Origin of the sequence: Novosphingopyxis iocasae (assembly GCF_014334095.1) — a bacterium.
GTDB lineage: Bacteria > Pseudomonadota > Alphaproteobacteria > Sphingomonadales > Sphingomonadaceae > Novosphingopyxis > Novosphingopyxis iocasae.
Map to the genome: position 1 here is coordinate 1,846,905 of NZ_CP060495.1, position 23,174 is coordinate 1,870,078.

The following is a 23,174-nucleotide window of genomic DNA, read 5'->3' on the forward strand; positions in this document are numbered from 1 at the left end:
AAGCGGGCAGCCTAGCCGCGCGGCAAAGCGATGGGCAAGCGATGTAGGTTAATCGGACGGCCTTTGGTTGACGCTGTCAGCCGAGCACCCGTCCCGCAACCGCGTCCAGCTTCGTCAGAAGCGCCGGATCGCGGTGCGCGGGATCGGTGATGAGCGCGAAATCGAGTACGCTGTCGAGCGGGCTGGCCTCACGCTGCGCCGGCAGGGCGGAGACGAAGGCTTCCACCGCCTTGCGCGCAACGGCGCCGTTGGCGGTCATCTGCGCGATTACCTCGCTCACTTCGACGAACGCGGTTTCTTCGCGCCAGCAATCATAATCGGTGACCATGCCGATGAGCGCGTAGGGCAGCTCCGCCTCGCGCGCCAATTTTGCCTCGGGCATCGCCGTCATGCCGATCACGTCGGCGCCCCATTGGCGGTAGAGATGGCTCTCGGCGCGGGTGGAAAATTGCGGCCCTTCCATTGCCAGATAGGTGCCGCCCTTGGCCACATTGCCGCCCGCTTTGTCGATTGCCTCCGCGGCAAAGGCGGACAATCTCTCGCACACCGGCTCAGCCATCGACACATGGGCCACCATGCCGCTGCCGAAGAAGCTGGACGGACGGCCCTTGGTCCGGTCGATGAATTGATCCACCACCACGAAATCACCGGGCGGAAGCTCCTCGCGCAAGCTACCGATCGAGCTGATCGACAGCAGATCGGTGCACCCTGCCCGCTTCAGCGCATCGATGTTGGCGCGGGCGTTCAGATCGGACGGCGCGATCCGGTGGCCCCGTCCATGCCGCGGCAGGAAGCGCAGTCGCACATCGCCGATGCAGCCGAACAGGATCTCGTCCGACGGCTCCCCCCAGGGCGATTCGACGCGCCGCCATTCCTGATCCTCCAGCCCGTCGATCGCGTAGAGGCCGGAGCCCCCGATGATGCCGATGGTCCATTGGTCAGACATAGCTCAACTCCCGTTCGTCCTGAGCTTGTCGAAGGACCGCTCTTCTCTGGCGAGAACGCATAAGAACAAGGACGGGGCTTCGACAAGCTCAGCCCGAACGGATTTGGGTTCGAGATAGAAACTGTTACACTTGACGTTCGCGTAAACCTTCGGTCCAATCGCGCGAAAAGAGACCGAGGAGAGAGACCATGCCGATCGAGACCGCTACCCGCACTGCTTATGACGAGGATATGGAGGCGTTCCGCGATACCGTGCGCGCTTTTATGCGGGACCGGGTCCTGCCCAATGCGGACCAGTGGGATGCGGACAAGATCGTGCCCAAATCGATCTGGCGCGAAGCGGGCGAGCTCGGCATGCTCTGCCCCACCGTGCCGGAAGAATATGGCGGCCTGGGGCTCGATTTCCGGTACAACGCCATCGTCGACGAGGAAGCGGCCTATGGCGCGGGCACCACGCTCGGCTTCTCGCTGCAATCCGACATCGTGGCCGATTACATCATCAATTACGGATCGGAAGAGCAGAAGAAGGAATGGCTGCCGAAGATGGTCTCGGGTGAGGTCGTCACCGCCATCGCGATGACCGAGCCGGGCGTCGGCAGCGATCTGCAATCGATCCAGACCAGCGCCAAGAAGGACGGCAACCATTATGTCGTCAACGGCTCCAAGACATATATTACCAACGGCCAGAACGCCGATCTGGTGCTCGTCTGCGCGGTCACCAATCCGGATGCGGAAAAGAAGTGGCAGGGCGTCTCGATCATCCTGGTGGAAGCGGACCGGGAGGGCTTCAAGCGCGGGCGCAATCTCGACAAGATCGGGCAGGATGCCGCCGACACGTCGGAACTGTTCTTCGACGATGTGCGCGTGCCGATCACCAATTGCCTGGGCGAAGAGGGCAAGGGCTTCATCTATCTGATGAGTCAGCTTGGCCAGGAACGCCTGTCGATCGCGGTCAGCGCGCAGGCCAGCGCGCAGAAAGCGTTCGACGATACGGTGGCGTTCGTGAAGGAGCGCAAGGCGTTCGGCAAACCGGTATTCGATTTCCAGAACACGCGCTTCACGCTCGCGGACCTGAAGGCCAAGCTGCAGGTCGGCTGGGCGCATCTCGACCATTGCCTGACGCTTCACGCCAAGCGCACGCTGACGCCCGAGGAAGGCGCCGCGGCCAAGCTGTGGCATACCGATCTGCAGTGGGAGATGATGGACAAGTGCCTGCAGCTGCATGGCGGCGCGGGCTATATGAACGAATATCCCATCGCCCGCATGTGGCGCAGCGCGCGTGTGACGCGCATCTTCGGCGGCACCAACGAGATCATGAAGGAGCTGATCGGGCGTTCGCTCTGACCCCGAAGTCCGAAGTCCTGAGCATGTCGAAGGACGGCTCTCGAACAAGAAGCGCCCTTCGGAGTCGTAGACGGCGCATGGCGCCACCGGCTCAGGGCTACGGAGATAATTGAATGCAAAAACCACCCCGCGATATCGCGGCCTATCCCTTCGCCACGCACACCGAGACGCGATTTCAGGATCTTGATCCGCTCGGCCATATCAACAATGTTGCCTATGCCGCGCTGTTCGAGAATGGCCGCGTGCGGTTCAACCATTCGCTGGGCCTGGAGCACCCCCGCGGCACGCGCTGGCTGATCGCGCGCGTCGAGATCGATTATGTGGCGGAAGGATTTTTCCCGGAAGCCATGGAGATCGCCAGCGGCATCGGCCGGATCGGCAATTCGAGCTGGCAGATTCTGAGCGCCGCGTTCCAGAAATCCGGATGCGTTGCGACCAGCGTGACGACCTTGGTGCTGACCGACAAGAACGGCTCGATGCCGATGGACGATACCATGCGCGCTGTGCTGGGACGCGCGCGGGTGAAGGGTTGGGCGGACAGTTAAGGGGCGATCAGGGCAGTCGGTATTCGAAGCTGTAGCGATGATCGCCGGAAGACTGGTCGATCGTCATGGTCCCGGCAATCCCCTCCAGCTCGCCCGATCCGGAATCCGGGATCACCTGCACACTCAGTGACGGCGCGCCGCGGTCCATGATGCCATAATGCTGAAGTGCGAACCCGCCGCTCTTGCCGTTCAGCGAGCCTTCGAACCGCTCGATCGCGACATAGCCGGCGGAGCCTTCGGTATCGGTCCGCACCGCCAGCATTGCGCCGCGGCTGGTGCCGGTCAGATCGCCCTCGAACGTCTTGGCGATGGTCATCCGCGAAACCGGATCGCCGGCTTCGGAGGCGGGTTTCAGATCGACATCGAACCGTCCTTGCGCGGGCATGGTGTTCAATCCGTCCAGTTCGCGGCGCGCTTTTCCATCTGGCTCATCACCGCCTCGATCTGGTTGGGCTGGCGGATCACGCGGGCCTGCGCGTCGCTTTCGGCTTGCAGGATTTCGGCTTCATCCAGATCGACCGAACCGTTGAACAGCGTCTTCGCCTCCCGCATCGCCTGGGGGTTCCTGTCCGCGATGGTCGCGGCGATGGCTTTCGCGCGTTCCAGCGGCGCGTCCTGCACCTCGGTCGCGAAACCCCATTCCACCGCCTCGCGGCCATTGAATTCGGCGTTTGTGAAGGTCAGGCGTCGCAGCACATCTTCGCGCACATTGCGCCGCCACAGGGCATAGCCGCCCATGTCCGGCACCAGCCCCCATTTCATCTCCATGATCGACAGCAGCGTTTCGGGCGAGACGATGCGCATGTCCGCGCCGCTGGCGATCTGCAGCCCGCCGCCGAAGCAGATGCCGTGCACCGCCGCGATCACCGGCATCGGCAGTTCGCGCCAGATCATCGCTACCTTCTGGTAGAGGTTCGCGGTGCCGTGCGTGCGCTCGATCAGCGGCGCGCCGGTGCCGCCGCTCGCCATGCTGGCCATGTCGAGGCCCGCGCAGAAAGCACGGCCCTCGCCGGACAGCACGACGGCGCGTACGCCCTTCTCCTCGCGCAGCCGCTCGCCGGCCGCCACGATCCCTTCGAACATCGCGGGGTCGAGCGCGTTCATCTTGTCGGGTCGGTTCAGCCGCACATCGGCGACGTGATCCTGAATGGTGATGCTGACGCGATCGTTCATGGCGGCGTTCCTCTCCTGTCTTTTTAGTCTTTTTGGCCGCTCGGCACATTGACGCCGTGCGCGGTCATGAACTTCTTCACGCCGCGCGCGGCCTGACGAATGCGCTGCTCATTCTCGACCAGCGCGAGGCGCACATAGCCCTCCCCTTCCGAACCGAAGCCCGCGCCCGGCGCAACGGCGACTTTCGCCTCGCTGAGCAATCGCTTGGAAAATTCGACCGAGCCGAGATGCGCCAGCGCGGGCGGGATCGGGGCCCAGGCGAACATGCTGGCATCGGGCGGCGGGATGTCCCAGCCCGCGCGCCCGAAGCTTTCCACCATCACATCGCGCCGCGCCTTGTAGAGCTGGCGGTTCTGCTCGACGACGTCCTGCGGCCCGTTGAGCGCCGCCACGGCAGCAGCCTGGATCGGCGTGAACGCGCCGTAATCGAGATAGCTCTTCACCCGCGCAAGCGCGCCGATCAGCGTGGGATTGCCGACCGCGAACCCGATCCGCCAGCCGGCCATCGAATAGGTTTTGGACATGCTGGTGAATTCCACCGCCACATCCTTGCCGCCCGGCACCTGCAGGATCGATGGCGTCGGCTCGTCCCCATAATAGATCTCCGCATAAGCGAGATCCGAGATGACCCAGAGCCCATGCTCCTTCGCAAAGGCCACGACCTCCCGGTAGAAAGCGAGGTCCGCGGTGTATGCGGTGGGATTGGACGGATAGCCGATCACCAGAACCTTTGGTTTGGGCACCGAATAGGCCATGGAATATTCCAGGCGCTTGAAGAAATCCGGCCCCGGCGCGGCAGGGATCGATCGGATCGCGGCGCCGGTGATGATGAAACCGAAGGTGTGGATCGGATAGCTGGGATTGGGTGCCAGCACGACATCGCCCGGCGCGGTGATCGCCTGCGCCAGATTGGCGAGCCCTTCCTTCGAGCCCAGCGTGACCACCACTTCGCTTTCGGGATCCAGATCGACGCCGAAGCGGCGCTGATAATAAGCCGCCTGCGCTTTTCGCAGCCCCTTGATGCCCTTTGACGCGCTGTAGCCATGCGCGCCGGGATCGCGTGCAACCTCGCACAGCTTCTCGATAATATGCGGGGCGGGCGCGCCGTCGGGATTGCCCATGCCGAGGTCGATAATATCCTCGCCGCGGGCGCGCGCGGCGGCCTTCATCGCGTTCACCTCCGCGAACACATAGGGCGGCAGGCGGCGGATGCGGTAAAAATCGTCGTTCATAGCCAGGCCGTCATATCGGGCGGAACCGCGCGCGTCATGTGGAACTTCATGTTATGACGGCACGAAAGCTTGTAACAAAGCAGGCGCACAGGAGGAGGATGACGATGGCGGACAAAAGCGGCGAGGATGCAGTTGGCCCGGGTCTGGAGCAGGCCGGGCAGGATCTGATGGAAGGCACGCAGAACCTTCTGGAGCAGATGCAGCAATGGGGCTTTGTAACGCTGCGCGCCCAGCAGCTGTTGGGAGAATTCGCCGCCGAGCAACTCGCTGACGGACGCCTTGCCGAACAATCGGAAACGATGATGCGCCGCTGGATGGAGGGCGCGGACGCCCCGGCCCGCTATCGCCTGAGCGCGCAGGACCCGATGGACGTGATGCGCCGGCAATCCGAAATGATCACCTCCAGCTTCGAATATTGGGGCAAGCTGATGACGTCCGGCCTGGACGGCTGGAACCAGCCCGTTGAAACGCGCGACAAGCGGTTCCGGCATGAAGGGTGGGATAACCATCCGGTTTTCGCCGCGATCGCGCAGGCCTATCAGTTCACCGTCGAACGCATGCTGGCCTGGGCGGATGATATCGACGGGCTCAATCCGGACATGAAAGCCAAGTTGCGCTTCAATCTTTCCAACGCGCTCGATGCCGTCTCACCCACCAATTTCGCGATGACCAATCCGCAGGTGCTGGAACGCGCCTATGAAACGCGCGGCGAAAGCCTGCTCAAGGGCCTAGAGCATATGCTGAGCGATCTGCGTAAGGGCCAGCTGACCCATACCGATCCGAACGCTTTCGAACTAGGCGAGAATATCGCGACGACGCCCGGCAAGGTGGTGCACGAAACACCGCTTTACCAGCTGATTCATTACGCGCCGACCACCGACAAGGTGCTCAAAACGCCGCTGGTGGTGTTTCCGCCCTGGATCAACCGCTTCTACATCCTCGATCTCAACGAAAAGAAGAGTTTCGTGAAATGGGTGGTCGATCAGGGCGTGAGCCTGTTCATGGTCAGCTGGAAATCCGCCGATGCCTCCATGGCAGATGTGGAATGGGACGATTATGTCGCCGCCCAGATCGATGCGATCGACACCATTCGCGATGCGCTGGGCGTCGAGCAGGTCCATACCATCGGCTATTGCGTCGCGGGCACCACGCTTGCCGCCACCCTGGCCCTTCTGGCCGAGCGGGATGAGGCCGACAAGGTTGCCAGCGCCACCTTTTTTACCGCCCAGGTGGATTTCGAAGAAGCAGGCGACCTGCTGCTCTTCACCGGTGACGAGCATATGCAGCTGGTCGAGCAATTGAGCGAGCCGGGCTATCTCGACGGGCGCTATATGGCCGCCACGTTCAACATGCTGCGCGGGCGCGACCTGATCTGGAATTATGTCGTCACCAACTATCTGCTGGGTGAGGACTATCCGGCGTTCGATCTCCTGCACTGGAACGGGGACACCACCAACCTGCCGCGCAAATGGCACCGTTCCTATCTCGACGATCTTTATCGCGAGAACAAGCTGGTGAAACCCGGCGCCATCCGGATCGACGGCACGCCGATCGATCTCGGCAAGATCGAAACCCCGGCCTATATTCAGGCTGGCAAGGAAGATCATATCGCCCCGCTCGCCAGCGTCTGGAAGCTGATGGACCATCTATCGGGCGAAAAGCGCTTCGTTTTGGCAGGCTCCGGCCACATCGCGGGCGTCGTCAATCCGCCCGCCGCCGAAAAATACCAGCATTGGACGAACGAGGACGCTGGCGTGGAAACGCTCGACGAGTTCATCGCCGGGGCAAGCGAGACGAAGGGCAGCTGGTGGCCGGACTGGATCAAATGGCTGCGCGATCAGGCCCCCGAGGAAGTGCCCGCGAAGGGCGGCCGCAAACCCGGCAAAGGCAAGCTGAAAGCCATCGAGGACGCGCCCGGCCGCTACGTGAAAAGCCGGTAACGCCGCTGCAGCATAATTTTGATATCGATCCGTCGAAACGCCCTGAAACTGCGGCGTTTCGATCTTTGTGCAGTGCACAATATCCCTTGACAATCGTCGTCCGAAGGGCTATTGTGCATTGCAGCAAAGAAGGAACGGATTGACGATGACTGATCGTAAGACAGCGCCGAAATCGAAAGCTCCCGCGAAGGGGAAGGCTAGCGCACCCACCAGCCCGGCCAAGCCGGCGCCCAAGGCCGCGGAGCCTGCAACCAAAGCGGCTCCCGCCAAGGCAGCGGAAGCCGAGAAGCCCGTCCAGACCGCCGCAAAGGCTGGCGAGACGGCCGTTACCGAAGTGAAAAAAACTCAGGCGGCCACGCAAGATGCTGCCGCCAAGACCATTCAAGAAGGATCAAACACCATGGCTAACACCACCGAAAAGATGACCGACAAGACCACCGACATGGTCAACAACATGTCCGAGCGCGCCAAGGCCGCTTCGGAAAAGACCACGCAGATGATGAGCCAGGCCGGCGAATTCGGCCGTGGCAACGTGGAAGCGTTCGTCCAGGCCGGCAAGATCGGCGCCGAAGGCATGCAGGAAATCGGCCGCGACAACATGGAGTTCGCCAAGAAGAACTTCGAAGACGCTTCGAGCGCGATGAAGGACTTCACCTCCGTCAAGTCGCCGACCGAGCTGTTCCAGCTGCAGGGCGAATATGCCCGCAAGAACTTCGACGTGATGGTCGAGCAGAGCTCCAAGAACACCGAGAAGATGGTGAAGCTGTGGGGCGACATGTTCCAGCCGATCTCGAGCCGCATGGCCGAAGCCGGCGAGAAGATGAAGATCGAAGCCTAAGGCTTTGACCGCATCCGATCGGGCAACCGATTGTACAAGGGCCGCTCCTGGAAACGGGGGCGGCCTTTTTTATGGTGCGCACCAGCGCAGCCATCCGGATTTCAGCGTGGCATGTCCGGGTTTACCAATGTCGGGGCTTGCCCCAGCGCCACGCGATGCCATATTTTGACGCTGTATGACTCAACCAGCCCCTCTCTCGATCCGCCCACTTTCGATCCGCATGGCCAAGGATGACGAGCAGGATCCCGGCGGCCCCTCGGTCGGCCTCGCCACGCGCACGCGGCCCAAGACCAAGCAGCCGAGCCAGTACAAGGTGCTGATGCTGAACGACGATTACACGCCGATGGAATTTGTCGTACACTGTCTGAAGCGCTTCTTCACGATGGACACGGACGAGGCGACGCGCGTGATGCTGCACGTTCACCAGCGCGGCGTGGGCGTGTGCGGCATCTTCAGTTATGAGGTGGCGGAAACCAAGGTGAACCAGGTGATGGATTTCGCCCGGCAGAACCAGCACCCGCTGCAATGCACGCTGGAGAAGGCGTAACCTTCGCTTGTCCCCGGGAACTGTTGAGCACGCCCGGCTAAAAACCCGTAAGTCCTGAGCCTGTCGAAGGACGTTTCTCGGCAACGCTCCACACTCCAAGCCGATAGACGACCTTCGACAAGCTCAGGGCTTCCGACGTGTCTCAACCATTGGCGGAGGGGAGAAGGCGTTCCCCCACCTTGTTTCAGCCCGCGCAATCGCTATTCCCGTTCGATGGACAGAATTCTCATTCGTGGCGGCAATCGCCTTTCGGGCCGCATTCCCATCTCCGGAGCCAAGAACAGCGCGCTGACGCTGATCCCCTGCGCGCTCCTGACCGATGAACCGCTGACGCTACGCAATCTGCCGCGGCTGGCGGATATCGACAGTTTCCAGCATCTGATGAACCAGTTCGGCGTCTCCACCGCCATCGCCGGTTCGCGGCCCGAGGATTTCGGCCGCGTGATGACGCTGCAGGCGACGCGGATCACTTCCACCGTCGCGCCCTATGACATCGTGCGCAAGATGCGCGCCTCCATCCTGGTGCTGGGCCCGCTGCTCGCGCGCTCGGGCGAGGCCACCGTCTCGCTGCCCGGCGGCTGCGCCATCGGCAACCGGCCGATCGACCTGCATCTGAAGGCGCTCGAAGCAATGGGCGCGGAGATCGAAATCGCCTCGGGCTATGTCCGGGCGAGCGCGCCCGATGGCGGCCTTCCGGGCGGCACATACAGCTTCCCGGTGGTCTCCGTCGGCGCGACCGAGAATGCGCTGATGGCGGCGTCGCTGGGCAGCGGCACCACCATCCTGCGCAATGCCGCGCGCGAGCCGGAAATCGTCGATCTGTGCAAGCTGCTGGTCGCGATGGGCGCGGATATCGAAGGCATCGGCACGTCCGATCTCACCATCCATGGCGTCAAACGCCTGCACGGCGCCACCTACGAAGTGATGCCGGACCGGATCGAGGCGGGCAGCTACGCTTGTGCGGCCGCGATCACCGGCGGCGAGGTCGACCTTGTCGGTGCGCGCGCGGACGAGATGGAAACCACGCTCGACGCGCTGCGCGAAATGGGCCTGCATGTCGACGCCTATAAGGGAGGCGTGAAGGTGGCCTCCAACGGCGTGCTGAAGCCTGTGCGCCTGACCACTGCTCCCTACCCCGGTCTTGCCACCGACATGCAGGCGCAGCTGATGGCGCTCTTGTGCAAGGCGGACGGCAACAGCGTGCTGACCGAAACGATCTTCGAAAACCGCTACATGCACGTGCCCGAACTGGCCCGCATGGGCGCGAATATCGATGTCGACGGGCACACCGCCGTGGTGCGCGGCGTGGAGCGGCTGACCGGTGCGCCGGTGATGGCCACCGATCTGCGCGCCTCTATGAGCCTCGTGATCGCTGGCCTCGCCGCCGAGGGAGAGACGCAGCTCAACCGCGTCTACCATCTCGATCGCGGCTATGAGCGGCTGGAGGAAAAGCTGGAGGCAGTAGGCGCCGATATCGAGCGCGTGGGCGGAGAGTGAGTAAAGCGTCTGCGCGGCGACGGTTCCGGAATATTTATCGGACGTGCTGATCGACAAACTCAATCATTAAATCTGGACAAAACGCCTTTATAAATCTGTCGGGCGGGGTCATATGCTGCATTGCACACAGCGTTTCTCCCACCCCAACCGACAGAGGAAATATCCATGTCCGTCATCGACAAACCGATCAAACCGTTCAGCACCCAGGCCTATAAGCAGGGCGAATTCGTCACCGTCACCGACGAGGACACCAAGGGCAAATGGGCGGTCTTCTTCTTCTACCCGGCCGATTTCACCTTCGTGTGCCCGACCGAGCTGGAAGACCTGGCCGACATCTACCCCACGCTCCAGAAGATGGGCGTCGAGGTGTACAGCGTCTCCACCGACACGCATTTCAGCCACAAGGCATGGCATGACAGCTCCGAGAAGATCGGCAAGATCGACTTCTACATGCTGGGCGACCAGAACCACGAAATCGCGCGCAACTTCGAATGCCTGCGTGAAGCCCAGGGCCTTGCCGACCGCGCCACCTTCGTCGTCGATCCCGACGGCGTGGTGCAGGTGATGGAAATGACCTGCGAAGGCGTCGGCCGGAACGCGGCAGAGCTGCTGCGCAAGGTGAAGGCCGCGCAGTACATCCGCGAGCATCCGGGCGAAGTTTGCCCCGCCAAGTGGGAAGAGGGCGAAAGCACGCTCGCTCCCTCGCTCGACCTCGTCGGCAAGCTCTAAGCCTTCGCGCTGATTATCAGGGCCTGCCGCCGCCACGGCGGCGGGCCCACCCAAAGGAGCGAGAGGCCGGACCACCGGCCCCGCTCCGCCCCCCTCTCCCAAATCTTGATCCGGAACCCAAGCGATGCTCGATGCCGCTCTCCAGAACCAGCTGAAAACCTATCTCGAAAATGTGCGCGAGCCGATCGAGCTTGTGCCGTCCTCGGACGATAGCGCAAAATCGCGCGAGATGGCCGAGCTTCTGGCCGAAATCGCCGCACTGTCCGACAAGGTCAGTGTTGCCGCCGAAGAAGCGAACGAGCGCAGCCCGAGCTTCGCGATCCGCCGCACCGGCACCGACATCGCGGTGCGCTTCGCCGGCCTGCCGATGGGCCATGAGTTCACGTCCCTGGTGCTCGCCCTCCTCCATGTCGGCGGCCACAAGCCCAAGACGCCCGAGGACGTGCTCGATCAGGTCCGCGCGCTGGACGGCGATTACCATTTCGAAACCTATTTCTCGCTCAGCTGCCAGAATTGCCCCGACGTGGTGCAGGCGCTGAACCTGATGAGCGTGGTCAACCCGCGCATCCGCCATACCGCGATCGACGGTGGCAGCTTCAAGCAGGAGGTCGAGGACCGCAAGGTCATGGCCGTGCCTTCCATCTATCTGAACGGCGAACCCTTCGGTCAGGGCCGGATGGAGCTGGAGCAGATTCTGGCAAAGCTCGACACCGGATCGGAGGCGAAAGCCGCCGAGAAGCTGTCCGCGAAGGAGCCCTATGAGGTGCTGATCGTCGGCGGCGGCCCCGCAGGCGCGGCGGCGGGCGTGTACGCAGCGCGCAAGGGCATCCGCACCGGCATCGTCGCCGAGCGTTTCGGCGGCCAGGTGCTGGACACCATGGGCATCGAGAACTTCACCTCGATCAAATATACCGAAGGCCCCAAGCTGGGTGCCGAACTGGAAGAGCATGTCCGCCATAATGAGGTGGACCTGATGAACCTGCAGCGCGCCGAGGAGCTGATTCCGGCGGCAGAGGAAGGCGGCTATCACGAACTGCGCCTGAAGAACGGCGCTTCGCTGAAGGCCCGCGCGATCATCTTGTCCACCGGCGCGCGCTGGCGCCAGCTCGGCGTGCCGGGCGAGGAAGAGTATCGTAACAAGGGCGTGGCCTATTGCCCGCACTGCGACGGCCCGCTGTTCAAGGGCAAGCCGGTCGCGGTGATCGGCGGCGGCAATAGCGGCGTCGAAGCGGCGATCGACCTTGCCGGCATCGTCAAGGAAGTGACCTTGATCGAGTATGACGGCAGCCTTCGCGCCGATGAGGTGCTGCAGCGCAAGCTGCGCAGCCTGAAGAATGTGCGCATCATCACCTCCGCGATGACGACCGAGGTCAATGGCAATGGCGAAAAGGTGACCGGCCTGACCTATAAGGACCGCGACAGCGGCGAGAGCCATGAGCTGACGCTGGACGGGATTTTCGTGCAGATCGGCCTCGTGCCCAACACCGAATGGCTGCAGGGCACCGTCGCGCTCACCCAGCATGGCGAGATCGAAGTCGATGCCAAGGGCGGCACCAGCGTGCCCGGCGTCTATGCCGGGGGCGATGCGACGACCACGCCGTTCAAGCAGATCGTCATCGCCATGGGCGAAGGCTCCAAAGCAGCGCTCGGCGCGTTCGATTATCTCATGCGCCTCGCCCCGCCGGAGGAACAGCGCGAAGCGGCCTGAGCGCCGCCCCGCCGCCGCTGTCGTCAGAAGGTGTAGCGAAGGCTCGCGCGCAGCTGACGTGGTTCGACGGGATGGAAATGCCGGTCCGCAACCGGGGCCGGTTCATCGCGCAGCCGCGATTGGTAGAGATAGGTAATGTCGGCATCTTCGGCATCGAAGACGTTGAAGATGTCGACGCCCAGCCGCAGCCGCCCGAGCTTGTAATAGCCGCCCAGATTGACGAGCGTCGTCGGATCGCTGCGCACGCTATTGTCCTCGATCAGCGGAGCGGAGCCGAAATGGCGCAGCCGTGCGGTCAGGCTGAGCGCGCGTAGCGGGCTCCAGGTCACGCCGCCCGAAATCACCTCGGGCACCGCGTTCGGGATGTAGAATTCGCCGTCCGGCACATCGACGAAGCGCGCATCGGTATAGGCATAGTCGGCATCGACGGTCAGGTTCGGTAGCGGCCGCCAGAACAGGCTGGCCTCCACGCCGTAGCGGCGCGATCCGTCGTTCGCTTCCGTATTGCCGGCATCGCCCACGAATACGAGTTCGCTCGCCAGCGAAAGATAATAGCCGACAAGCGATGCCGTAAGGCCGCCGCGTTCGACGCGCGCGCCCAGTTCCACGCCGTCCGCCGGGGCAATCACGCCAACCGGATCGGCCGGATCGCCGCTCGCCGGATCGATGCTGATCGCCGCGCCGCGCACGTCATTCGAATGAAAACCGCGCCCGTAATTCGCATACAGTTCCAGCCCGCGGGCAGGCTGCCAGGCCAGCGCCAGCTTGGGGGCCAGCAGATCGCCATGGCCGCTGCCCGAATTGACCGCGAGATCGGCGGAAACATCATAACTGATCCGGTCGTAGCGCAGCCCGCCGATCGCGCGCAGCCCCGGCGCAAGCCGCACCTCCGCCTCGCCGTAAAGACCGAAGCCGAATTCATCGACCTGATCCTGACGGATGGTGTTGGTCGCCACGCCGCCCACGCTTTCGTAAAGCCCGACGCGGTCGATCGCATCATAGCGCAGATCGCCGCCCAAAGTGACGCTGAACCATCGGCCGAGCGCGATGCCGTGGCTTACCGCACCACCATAGGTCATGCGCCGGTCACGCTGGATGAATTCATCCCCGTTCACCGGATCGTCGAGGAAATAGGTGAAGTTGGAGGTCAGCTGGAAGTCGTAATAGGTCGCGAAGGCATTCAGCCGGGTGTCCCCCAGCGCGGCGTTGGCGACCGCGCCGATGCGCGTCGTGCTGCCACCCAGATCCGGATCGACGAAGCCGAAGCGCCCGATCCGTCCGCTTTCCACGGCGCGTTCGGGCACCTGATCGGTGGAGGTCCAGCGGCTGTCATAGCCGTTGAGCTGCACCGAATATTCGGTGCCGCCCGCCGCAGCGCTGCCGCCGCCGCTATATTTCACCAGACCTGCGATGCGGTAAAGGTCTTCGGGCAGCTCCCAAGGTCCGTCATATCCCTGTATCTCGGCGGCGGCGAGGAGGTTGCCACCGCCGAGAGGGGTGCTGCCCGCGGCCACGCCGCGGACATAGCCGAAGGCGCCCACTTCGCCCTGAACGAAGGGCTCTATGGTGTCGCGCGTTACGAAGGAGACCGTGCCCGCGGCCGAAAAATCGCCGACATCGGCGAAATAGGGCCCCTTGCGGTAATCGATCCGCTCCAGCGTTTCGGGAATCACGAAGTTGAAATCGAGATAACCCTGGCCATGGCCATGCGTGCGCATGTTGATCGGCACGCCGTCGACGAAACCGGCGAAATCGGTACCGTGATCGAGGTTGAAGCCGCGCAGGAAATACTGGTTCGCCTTGCCCGATCCCGAATGCTGCGTGGCGATGACGCCAGGCACATTCTCCACCAGCTCACCCGTCCGGCTGATCGGCACATTGTCGAAATCGGCATAGCCGACGGTGCCCTGCGATCCCGAAACGGCGATGCCGATCTGTTCGATCGCGCGGCCATATACGATGATGGGATCGCGTTCGGCAGCCGGATCGGCACCGGCGGGTGTGCGGGGGCCCGCTGTCTGCTGCTCGTCGGGCGAGGGATCGTCATGGGCAAACAGCGGCGGCGTCCAGCCGAGCGCCACCGGAGCCGCTAGAAACAGGATCGTCCGTGCGCGTACCGCTTTCACCATTCCTGCCCCCGCTTTATGCATTTTCTGCTCATTGTGCATACGCGCGGCGGCCGAGAGACGGATGCAGCGGTTTGACGCTTTTTTTGCCCGGTGGCATGAGGTGGGCCGCAAGGGAGCCACGCACGATGCAGCGGATCACCATATCGATCGACGACGGCCTCGCCGGGGAAATGGACGCCATGGCGCGGGCACGCGGCTATAACAGCCGGTCCGAGGCGCTGCGCGACATGCTGCGCGCGCAGACCGAGCGCTGGCGGCAGGAAGACAGCAGCGCCGCCTTTTCGGTCGGCAATCTGTCCTATGTCTATGATCGGCGCGTGCGCGCTTTGCCCGAACGCTTATCCGAACTGGAGCATGCGCATCACGATCTGGTGGTTTCGTCCACGGCGATGCGGCTCGACCATCAGGACAGCCTGGTATCGGTGATGCTGAAAGGGCGCACCGAGGCGCTGCGAAAGCTGGTGGACCATATCGTCACCCAGCGCGGGGTGCGGCTCGCTCAGCTGAACCTGATCGCCGTGCAGCCGGGCGACGATCACGAGCATCCGGGCGATCACGAACATCACGGCCACGAGCATCTCTCCCCCGTGACCAGCTGAGCTGGATCGGCACGGAGGGTTTCGTCAGGGGCGTGAGGATGCCGCCTCGTCATCACCGCCGAGCCAGCGATCTGCGAGCCATAGCCGGATGGCACCGGCAAGGCCGGGCGGGGTGTCCGATTCCAGCCGTTCGACATCGATCCGGGCGATGAGCGCGCTGAGCGGCTCGTCCCGCTCTTCCGCCGCCCTTTTCAGGAGCTGCCAGAAGAGCGGTTCGAGGCTGATCGACGTGGGGTGCCCCGCGATCGTCACCGATCGCTTGACCGGCGGATGGTAGCGCTCCGGGGTCATCCTACCTCCATCCGCCGGCGAAGGCTCAATACATGTGCTGACCACCATTAATGCTCATGGTCGAGCCGGTGACGAAGCCCGCATCCTCGGAGGTCAGGAAGCACACGCCGCGCGCGATCTCGTCCGCCTGGCCGAGGCGGCCGACCGGGATCTTGGCGACGATCTTCTCCAGCACCTCTTCGGGCACCGCGGCGACCATGTCGGTATCGATGTAGCCCGGCGCGATGGCGTTGACGGTGACGCCCGTGCGCGCGCCTTCCTGAGCGAGCGCCTTGGTGAAGCCGTGGATGCCGGACTTGGCGGCGGCGTAGTTCACTTGGCCATATTGCCCGGCCTGCCCGTTGATCGAGCCGATGTTGACGATGCGGCCCCATTTGCGCTCGCGCATGCCGGGATAGACCGCCTTGGCCATGTTGAAGCAGCCGCCGAGGTTGACGCGCATCACCTCGTTCCAGTCCTCGAAGCTCATCTTGTGCATGGTGCCGTCGCGGGTGATCCCGGCATTGTTCACCAGGACGTCGATCGGGCCGACGGACTGCTCGATCTCGGCGCAGCCGTCCATGCAGGCCTGATGGTCGCCCACGTCCCATTTGCGCGTTTCGATGCCGGTGCGCTCGGTAAATTCCTGCGCCGCCTGGTCGTTGCCCGCATAGATTGCGACGACCGTCATGCCCTTGTCCTTCAGCGCGCAGCTGATCGCCTCGCCTATGCCGCGACTTCCCCCGGTGACCACTGCGATACGTGCCATATGCTTCAAGCTCCTCTTCCTAGGCCGCCCGTGGAATCGACCGGCTTCCTCTAGGGAAAGGCTTAAAGCGCGCCGGGGTTGCCGACAAGCCGCGCTTTTTCAGCGCGTCCAGCCCATCAGCTCGCGCCGCAGCAGCGTCTCCAGCATGGCAATGCCGGGCGCGCTGTCGTTAAGGCAAGGGAGATACGCAAAACGCTCCCCGCCCGCTTCGAAGAACTGCTCCTGCCCGCGAATGGCGAGCTCTTCCAGCGTCTCGAGGCAGTCCGACGCGAAGCCCGGCGCGGCGATGGCGACGCGTTTGATCCCCTCGCCCGGCATGGCTTCCAGCACCGCGTCGGTGGCGGGTTCCAGCCATTTGGCGCGGCCGAAACGCGACTGGAAGGCCACGCGCACATCGCGGCCCATCGCCTCGCCCAGCAGCCGCGCGGTCTTGCGGCAGTGGCAGTGATAGGGATCGCCCAGTTCCAGCGTGCGCTGCGGCATGCCGTGGAAGCTGAGAAGCAGCGCGTCCGGGCTGAAGTCCAGCGTCTCCAGCGCTCCGCCGATCGAGGTCTTCAGCGCATCGATATAGGCCGGATCGTCATGATAGGGCGGCAGGCTGCGCAGCGCCGGTTGCCAACGCATGGCGGCAAGCGCGCGGTAGCACTCGTCCATCACCGTCGCCGTGGTCGCCGCGCAATATTGCGGATAGAGCGGCGCCACCAGAATGCGTTCGCACCCGTCCGCCTTCATCTGCGTCAGCACCTCGCCCACCGCAGGCTCGCCGTAACGCATGGCCCAGCGGATATCGACTTCCGCGCCGAAGCGCGCGGCCAGTTCCTCCGCCTGCCGCTTGGTATAATGAGCCAGCGGGCTGCCTTCCTCCATCCAAACCTGTTCATAGGCTTCGGAAGATTTCTTCGGGCGGGTTTGCAGGATGATCCCGCGCAGGATGGGCTGCCAGAGCAGCCGCGGGATTTCGACAACGCGGCGATCGGATAGAAACTCCCCCAGATAACGCTTCACCGCCTTCGGCTCCGCAGCCTCGGGCGTGCCGAGATTAACGAGCAGCACGCCGATACGCGGCGGCGGGATCTGGAGATGGTCGGCAGGTTTCACGGCTCACCCGTTGGCACATCGGGCGCGAAAGCGAAAGCCGTGAGCGGCACCGAGCGCCGCCTACAGCCCATCAGAAAGCAGCGGCAGATTGCGCATGCGCACGCCGGCTGCGGAGAACAGGGCGTTGGAGACCGCAGGGGCCACCGCGGGCACGCCAATTTCCCCGATACCGCCAGGGTCCGCGTCGCTGCGCACAAACTCCACTTGCACCTCCGGCATATCGGCAAGCGTCGGGAGATTGGCATCGCGCAGCCGCCGCACATTCGCCAATCCGCCTTCGAATCCTGTTGCAACGCCCAGCGCCTGCGCAAGTCCCCAGACGATGCCGCCCTCAATCTGCTGCCGCGCGATGTCCGGATTGATGAGGCGCCCGGCATCCACCATCGCCGAGATGCGGCTGACACGGACGCCGCGGTCTCCGGTGCGGGCGCTGGCGATCACCGCGATATAGGAGCCGCGCGCTACGTGACAGGCGATGCCCTGCCCCTCTCCTCCGGCGCCACCGGTCCAGTTCGCCATCGCCGCGACGCCGTTGATACAGGCGGCAAGGCGCGGCTGTCCGGTAAGCATCTGCATGCGGAAGGACAGTGGCTCGATCCCCGCAGCGCGCGCCAGCTCATCCAGAAAGGATTCCACGAAGAAAGCCGTGTAGCTATCCGCGTTGCCGCGCCAGCGCCCGGTCGGGATGCCGACATTTGCAGGATAGTGATCGATCGCGATGTTCGGGATCGCATAAGGCGGCATGGCCCCTTCGACGGCCAAGGGATCACGCTCATCGGCAGCTTCCTGCCAAGCCTGATAGGGCAGATCGCCGCGGATCATCCGGCGCAGCTGTTCGCGCATCGTTGCTGGCACGGCGATCTTGGCGGCGAAACCTGCAAGCTGTCCCGCGCCGTCGATCGCGCCGATCATGCGCGCCTTGGCGGGCGCGCGATAATGGTCCTGCAGGCATTCTTCGGCGCGCGACCATGTAAGTTGCACCGGCCTGCCCATCTGGCGGCTGATCAGCGCCGCCTCCACCGCAACCGCGGGATTGAGCGCGCGCCCGAACGCTCCGCCCGCCATCATCGGATAAAGGATCACGTCGCTGGCCGAAAAGCCCAGCGCGCTCGCCACCGCCTCGCGCGCTGCGGCGGGCGCCTGCGTCGCAACCCAGATTTCCGCCTTGGCGCCGCGCACCGATGCGGTGGCGCAGCGCGTCTCGATACCGGCATGGAGCGCGGGCGCGACATTATACTGCGCCTCAAAAACGCGCGTGCCCGCGCTCTTTTCCAGCGATTTCAGCAAGGAACCGCGACTGTCGATCTGCCAGCCCTTGCCGGTTCTCAGCGCCTCGGCAAGCGCGGTCTCGATGGATTCGTCGGATGGCAGACTACCGCTTGTCACGAACACGGGCGCCAGCCGATCGAGTGCCTTGTTCGCCGCCCACCAGTTGGTTGCCACCGCAGCAACCCAGCGATCATTTGTCACTACATCGACCAGCCCGATGATATCTTTCGCACCGGCGCTGCGCAGCGCTTTCAGGCGGCTGTCACCGATCGGGCCGTGCCGGATCGAGGCGTACAGCATCTCCGGCAGGCGGACATCGCCCGCGAATGTGGCGCTGCCGTCCAGCTTGGCCGGTACGTCGAGCCGCAGCTGGTCCGTTCCCGACAAAATGTTGCGCGGACTAGGCAGCAAAGGCACCGGATCGGGCGGGTCCAGCGCGGCGGCTTCGTCCACCAGCACTCCGAACCGCAGGCGCTTCTGTTGAAAGACGACGAAGCCGTCCTGCGCCTGGCAGCTCTCCCAAGCCACGTCCCATTGCGCGGCGGCGGCCTGACACAGCATCGCGCGCGCTACGGCACCGGCCTTACGCGCCGGCTCCTCGAACATACGGATCGAAGTCGATCCTGCCGTGACCATGAATGTGCTGCGCGTCGCCAGCTTGTCGATGGCATCGGCGATTATCGGCTCCTCGCCCGCACGGTCTGCGCCCACCGGCAACACCGCAGGCGCCCACTGCCGTGCCAGCAGATCGTTGGCGAACAGCGGATTGATCGCGGCCGGCTGCACCGCCACCGTGCGCCAGTCCGCGCCGAGTTCTCCCGCGACGATCTGCGCGAGCTGCGTATAGACGCCCTGCCCCAGTTCCGCCTGTGGCACGGCGACCGTCACCTGCCCATCGCGCGCGATCTTGAGCCAGGCATCGAATACCCGTTCATCCTCCGTCGCGGCGAGCCCCGGCCGATACTGTCGTGGCCATAGCGACCAGCCGACGACGAGCCCGCCCGCAGCGAGCCCGCCGATCAGCAGCGAGCGGCGGCTGAGGCCCTCTTTCGTGCGGTCAGGCTTTGCGGACACCGAGGCGCGGAATCTCGATCTTGGGACAACGGTCCATCACGACGTCCAGTCCGGCCTCCTCTGCGCGGGCCGCCGCGTCCTCATTGATCACGCCCAGCTGCATCCAGACCGCGCCGGCACCGATCGATATCGCCTGATCCACCGCATTGGCCGCATCCTCGCTGTTGCGAAAGATGTCGACCAGATCGACCTTTCCCTCGATATCGGCAAGCGATGCCACCACCTCGGCTCCGTGGATTGCTGACCCGGCGTGACCGGGATTAACCGGTATTACCTCATACCCCTGATCCAGCAGGAATTTGAGCACGCCGTTGCTGGCGCGATTCGCCTTGGGCGATGCGCCCACCATCGCGATCCGGTTTGTACGTTCGAGCAGGCTCTTGATTTCGTCTGCGCTCTCAAGCGGCATGTCCATGTCCTTCCATCCAGTCGATCACCTTATCGGCAATGGACAGGAACGCACGTCCCTGCACGCTGTCTCCCGCAGCGGGTGGAATACCGGCATCGCTAGCCGTCCGGATCGCAATGTCCAGCGGCACGCGGCCCAAGAAGGGCAAGTCCAGCGCCTTAGCCGCGGCTTCCGCTCCGCCCGAACCGAAGGGATCGCTCAGTTCACCGCAATGCGGGCAGACATAGCCCGCCATATTCTCGACCAGCCCGATCACCGGCACGCCCGCTTTGTCAAAAAAGGTGATCGCGCGGGTCGCATCAATGAGAGCAAGATCTTGCGGGGTGGAGACGATCACGGCGGCGGCCGGTTTATGGCTCTGCACCATAGACAGCTGGATATCGCCGGTACCGGGCGGGAGATCGACCACCAGCTCCTTCGCCTGCCAGTGCGCATCGATCAACTGGGTGAGCGCCTTGCCCGCCATCGGCCCGCGCCAGGCCACCGCCTGCCCTGCATCCACCAATTGGCCCATCGAAAGAAACGGCACGCCGTAATCGCTGTCGACCGGATGGAGCTTCTGATTTTCCGCCTCGGGCTTCACACCCTCACGGCCCAGCAATGTCGGCACGGAAGGGCCGTAGATATCGGCATCCACCAGCCCTGCGGAACGGCCACGCCGCGCAAGGGCCACCGCCAGATTGGCCGCAAGCGTGGATTTGCCGACGCCGCCCTTTCCGCTGCCGACCGCGATCAGCCGCGGTTTGGAGCGCTCAGCCGTCAGCGCGATGCGCAGCTTTCGCTCGCCCCGCAGCGGCTCGACCGCGCCGCGCACGGCCTGTTCGATCGCGTCATGATCTGAGGCCTTCACCCCGGCGACATCGACGGTCACCGTAATCGCGTCGTCATCCAGCCGCACGAGCCGCGCCCGTTCGGCGGCCGCATCGCGCAGCGCGGTCTCAATTGCTTCAGAGGTCGCCATGGGCGCGTGGCATAGGGACCAATTTCGTGCTTGGCACTGTTTTTCTGGCCGCACGCTTCCTATAGCATGGGGCATGAGGGAAATTTCCAGCACGTCCGGCTCGGTTGGGGCCGGAACAGGCAGCAATATGAACGATCAAGGCCCGTGGGGCGGTCCGCGCAAAGGCGGCAGCGGCGGAGGTGACGGCAGCGGCGATGGCGGCGGCGACGGTCCGCGCAATCCGTGGAGCCCCCCGCCGCAGGGACCTGGCGGCGGCGGTCCGCGCAAGGGCCGCGGCCCTTCGTTGGAAGATCTGTTGAAAAGTCGCGGCAGGTTTAACGTACCCGGCGGCCCGGCAAACAAATCCATCTGGCTGCTGGCGGTTGTGGCGCTGGTGGCGCTTTGGCTCGCCTTTTCGAGCATTCACGTGCTCGGCGCCGAAGAAGAAGGCGTTATCACCCGCCTCGGCGCATATGATCGCACGGTTGGCCCCGGCGTTCAGTTCACTCTGCCCGCCCCGATCGAGAAGCTGCAGAAGGTGGACACGCAGGCCATCCGCACCACGCAGATCGGCTCCACCGGCGCATCCCAGGAAAATCTGATCCTGACGAGCGATCAGAACATCATCGACATGGCCTATGAAGTCCGCTGGTCGGTCCGCAATCCCGCACGCTATCTCTTCCAGTTGGAAGATCCTGCGCAGACCGTTGCCGAAGTGGGCGAAAGCGCCATGCGCGCCGCCGTTGCGAACTTCGACCTCATCTCTGCGATCGGCCCCGGTCGCGGTGAGATCGAAGCGCAGGTACGCGAGCGCATGCAGCAGATTCTGGACAGCTACGGCGCGGGCATAACGATCGAGGCGATCTCGATCCTGCAGTCCGATCCGCCGGCCGAGGTGAACGAGGCCTTCAAGGAAGTGAACGCGGCCAAGCAGGAACGCGAATCGGCGATCAACAACAGCCGCGCCTTTGCGCAACGGGTGATCGAGCGCGCGCTCGGCGACACCGCACGGTTCGACAAGGTTTATGCCGAATATCGGCTCGCGCCCGAGGTGACCCGCCGCCGCATCTATTATGAAACCATGGAAGGCGTGCTGGGCGATGTCGACAAGACGATCGTCGATACCGATGGATCGGTGACGCCCTATCTGCCCCTTCCCGAAATCAGGAAACGCGCCGAACAGCCCGCGGCTGGTGCGGAGGCGAGCAACCCATGAACCGCAACAATCTGACAAGTCCGCTGGCGATCGCCCTGTTCGTCCTGGCCGCGATCATCCTGTTGGTGATGACGGTCTCGATCGTACCGGAAACCAAGCAGGCGATCATCACCGCCTACGGCAAGCCGGACCGGATCGTGAATCCCTATCGCACAAACGAGGAATTCGGTGAAACGCCGGGCAATCTGGTCGCGCGCATTCCGTTCATCGAGCAGATCCAGTTCATCGACAAGCGTATCCGCCGCGTGGAAATGGCGCGGCAGGAAGTGCTTTCGACCGATCAGCTGCGCCTGCAGGTGGACGCCTATGCGCGTTATCGCATCACCGATCCGCTGCGCATGTACACCACCATTCGCACCGAGGACGCCTTGGGCGACCAGCTGCGTACCATCCTAGGCTCCTCTTTACGCAACGAGCTGGGTAAGCGCGCCTTTGCGACGCTGCTCAGCCCGGAGCGCGGTCAGGTGATGGAGAACATCCAGGACGCGCTGAATATCGAGGCCAACAAATATGGTGCGCAGGTAATCGATGTGCGGATCAAGCGCGCCGATCTGCCCGAAGGCACGCCCCTGCAATCGGCCTATGAGCGGATGCGCACCGCGCGTCAGCAGGAAGCGGTCGCGATCCGGGCCGAAGGCGAGAAGCAGGCGCAGATCATCCGTGCCGATGCCGAAGCGCAGGCCGCGCGCACCTATGCCGAGAGCTTCGGCAAGGACCCGGAATTCTACGATTTCTATCGCTCGATGGAATCCTACGCCCGCACGTTCGAACAGGGCAAAGGCAACACCAACATCGTGATGTCCCCCAAGAACGAGTATCTGCGCAACTTTGAAAATGGTGGCGGCCGCTGATGTCGTTCATCGAACTGTCGCGCCCGAAAGCCTGAAAATCGGCGAGGTGGCG

General features: G+C 63.8%; 22 protein-coding genes. 11 read left to right on the plus strand and 11 right to left on the minus strand.

Features of this window, described 5'->3' with window-relative positions; all coding sequences use genetic code 11:
• Positions 1-76 precede the first annotated feature (76 nt).
• A complete protein-coding gene (locus H7X45_RS08785) occupies positions 77-946 on the minus strand; it encodes an S-methyl-5'-thioadenosine phosphorylase (RefSeq protein WP_187334527.1) in 870 nt (289 codons plus the stop codon).
• Between the two features lie 188 nt (positions 947-1,134).
• On the opposite strand from H7X45_RS08785, the gene H7X45_RS08790 reads away from it, so the two are divergent.
• Together H7X45_RS08790 and H7X45_RS08795 are read left to right on the plus strand one after the other, a co-directional pair.
• Positions 1,135-2,289 (plus strand): acyl-CoA dehydrogenase family protein, encoded by a 1,155-nt coding sequence (locus H7X45_RS08790; RefSeq protein ID WP_187334528.1) that lies wholly within the window; start codon positions 1,135-1,137, stop codon positions 2,287-2,289.
• 113 nt (positions 2,290-2,402) lie between these two features.
• Positions 2,403-2,834: an acyl-CoA thioesterase gene (locus H7X45_RS08795; RefSeq protein ID WP_187334529.1), complete on the plus strand. Its 432-nt coding sequence runs from the start codon at positions 2,403-2,405 to the stop codon at positions 2,832-2,834.
• 7 nt (positions 2,835-2,841) lie between these two features.
• Here the strand turns inward: H7X45_RS08795 and H7X45_RS08800 are convergent, their stop codons facing one another.
• The 3 genes from H7X45_RS08800 to H7X45_RS08810 are packed head-to-tail and all read right to left on the minus strand — an operon-like array spanning position 2,842 to position 5,239.
• Positions 2,842-3,219, minus strand: a complete 378-nt coding sequence (locus tag H7X45_RS08800; protein WP_187334530.1) for a DUF3224 domain-containing protein — start codon at positions 3,217-3,219, stop codon at positions 2,842-2,844.
• A gap of 5 nt (positions 3,220-3,224) precedes the next feature.
• Positions 3,225-4,007, minus strand: coding sequence for a crotonase/enoyl-CoA hydratase family protein (locus tag H7X45_RS08805; RefSeq protein WP_187334531.1), 783 nt, complete (start codon positions 4,005-4,007; stop codon positions 3,225-3,227).
• A 23-nt stretch (positions 4,008-4,030) separates the two neighbouring features.
• Positions 4,031-5,239 (minus strand): LL-diaminopimelate aminotransferase, encoded by a 1,209-nt coding sequence (locus H7X45_RS08810; RefSeq protein ID WP_187334532.1) that lies wholly within the window; start codon positions 5,237-5,239, stop codon positions 4,031-4,033.
• Between the two features lie 104 nt (positions 5,240-5,343).
• On the opposite strand from H7X45_RS08810, the gene H7X45_RS08815 reads away from it, so the two are divergent.
• The 6 genes from H7X45_RS08815 to ahpF all read left to right on the plus strand — a co-directional run bounded on the left by H7X45_RS08815 (position 5,344) and on the right by ahpF (position 12,498).
• On the plus strand, positions 5,344-7,179 hold the full coding sequence (locus H7X45_RS08815) for a PHA/PHB synthase family protein (RefSeq protein WP_187334533.1): 1,836 nt from the start codon (positions 5,344-5,346) through the stop codon (positions 7,177-7,179).
• Positions 7,180-7,324: 145 nt separating this feature from the next.
• Complete coding sequence (locus H7X45_RS08820; RefSeq protein WP_187334534.1) at positions 7,325-8,017, plus strand: phasin family protein; 693 nt, start codon at positions 7,325-7,327, stop codon at positions 8,015-8,017.
• Positions 8,018-8,237: 220 nt separating this feature from the next.
• Positions 8,238-8,564 carry an ATP-dependent Clp protease adapter ClpS gene (gene clpS / locus H7X45_RS08825; RefSeq protein ID WP_246449864.1) on the plus strand — a complete coding sequence of 109 codons (327 nt, stop codon included), beginning with the start codon at positions 8,238-8,240 and terminating at the stop codon, positions 8,562-8,564.
• A 213-nt stretch (positions 8,565-8,777) separates the two neighbouring features.
• On the plus strand, positions 8,778-10,061 hold the full coding sequence (gene murA, locus H7X45_RS08830; protein WP_187334536.1) for a UDP-N-acetylglucosamine 1-carboxyvinyltransferase: 1,284 nt from the start codon (positions 8,778-8,780) through the stop codon (positions 10,059-10,061).
• A gap of 165 nt (positions 10,062-10,226) precedes the next feature.
• Positions 10,227-10,790 carry an alkyl hydroperoxide reductase subunit C gene (ahpC, locus tag H7X45_RS08835; RefSeq protein ID WP_187334537.1) on the plus strand — a complete coding sequence of 188 codons (564 nt, stop codon included), beginning with the start codon at positions 10,227-10,229 and terminating at the stop codon, positions 10,788-10,790.
• Between the two features lie 124 nt (positions 10,791-10,914).
• Positions 10,915-12,498 carry an alkyl hydroperoxide reductase subunit F gene (gene ahpF / locus H7X45_RS08840; protein ID WP_187334538.1) on the plus strand — a complete coding sequence of 528 codons (1,584 nt, stop codon included), beginning with the start codon at positions 10,915-10,917 and terminating at the stop codon, positions 12,496-12,498.
• A gap of 23 nt (positions 12,499-12,521) precedes the next feature.
• Here ahpF and H7X45_RS08845 read toward each other — a convergent pair whose 3' ends face one another.
• The gene (locus H7X45_RS08845) at positions 12,522-14,627 is read right to left on the minus strand and encodes a TonB-dependent receptor (protein ID WP_246449412.1); all 2,106 of its coding nucleotides are present in this window, start codon (positions 14,625-14,627) and stop codon (positions 12,522-12,524) included.
• A 125-nt stretch (positions 14,628-14,752) separates the two neighbouring features.
• Between H7X45_RS08845 and nikR the strand changes: the two genes are divergently transcribed.
• Positions 14,753-15,226, plus strand: coding sequence for a nickel-responsive transcriptional regulator NikR (gene nikR / locus H7X45_RS08850; RefSeq protein WP_187334540.1), 474 nt, complete (start codon positions 14,753-14,755; stop codon positions 15,224-15,226).
• A gap of 24 nt (positions 15,227-15,250) precedes the next feature.
• Here the strand turns inward: nikR and H7X45_RS08855 are convergent, their stop codons facing one another.
• From H7X45_RS08855 to H7X45_RS08880, 6 genes are all read right to left on the minus strand, one after another.
• Positions 15,251-15,517 carry a ribbon-helix-helix domain-containing protein gene (locus H7X45_RS08855; protein ID WP_187334541.1) on the minus strand — a complete coding sequence of 89 codons (267 nt, stop codon included), beginning with the start codon at positions 15,515-15,517 and terminating at the stop codon, positions 15,251-15,253.
• A 25-nt stretch (positions 15,518-15,542) separates the two neighbouring features.
• The gene (gene phbB / locus H7X45_RS08860) at positions 15,543-16,265 is read right to left on the minus strand and encodes an acetoacetyl-CoA reductase (protein ID WP_187334542.1); all 723 of its coding nucleotides are present in this window, start codon (positions 16,263-16,265) and stop codon (positions 15,543-15,545) included.
• Positions 16,266-16,364: 99 nt separating this feature from the next.
• Positions 16,365-17,363 (minus strand): ferrochelatase, encoded by a 999-nt coding sequence (hemH, locus tag H7X45_RS08865; protein ID WP_187334543.1) that lies wholly within the window; start codon positions 17,361-17,363, stop codon positions 16,365-16,367.
• A gap of 60 nt (positions 17,364-17,423) precedes the next feature.
• Positions 17,424-19,706: a xanthine dehydrogenase family protein molybdopterin-binding subunit gene (locus H7X45_RS08870; RefSeq protein ID WP_187334544.1), complete on the minus strand. Its 2,283-nt coding sequence runs from the start codon at positions 19,704-19,706 to the stop codon at positions 17,424-17,426.
• Positions 19,690-20,115 (minus strand): CoA-binding protein, encoded by a 426-nt coding sequence (locus H7X45_RS08875; RefSeq protein ID WP_187334545.1) that lies wholly within the window; start codon positions 20,113-20,115, stop codon positions 19,690-19,692. The genes H7X45_RS08870 and H7X45_RS08875 overlap by 17 nt, the downstream gene beginning before the upstream one ends.
• The gene (locus H7X45_RS08880) at positions 20,105-21,076 is read right to left on the minus strand and encodes an Mrp/NBP35 family ATP-binding protein (protein ID WP_187334546.1); all 972 of its coding nucleotides are present in this window, start codon (positions 21,074-21,076) and stop codon (positions 20,105-20,107) included. The genes H7X45_RS08875 and H7X45_RS08880 overlap by 11 nt, the downstream gene beginning before the upstream one ends.
• Positions 21,077-21,203: 127 nt before the next feature.
• On the opposite strand from H7X45_RS08880, the gene hflK reads away from it, so the two are divergent.
• On the plus strand, positions 21,204-22,271 hold the full coding sequence (hflK, locus tag H7X45_RS08885) for a protease modulator HflK (protein WP_187334547.1): 1,068 nt from the start codon (positions 21,204-21,206) through the stop codon (positions 22,269-22,271).
• The gene (gene hflC / locus H7X45_RS08890; protein WP_187334548.1) at positions 22,268-23,122 is read left to right on the plus strand and encodes a protease modulator HflC; all 855 of its coding nucleotides are present in this window, start codon (positions 22,268-22,270) and stop codon (positions 23,120-23,122) included. The genes hflK and hflC overlap by 4 nt, the downstream gene beginning before the upstream one ends.
• Positions 23,123-23,174 lie beyond the last annotated feature (52 nt).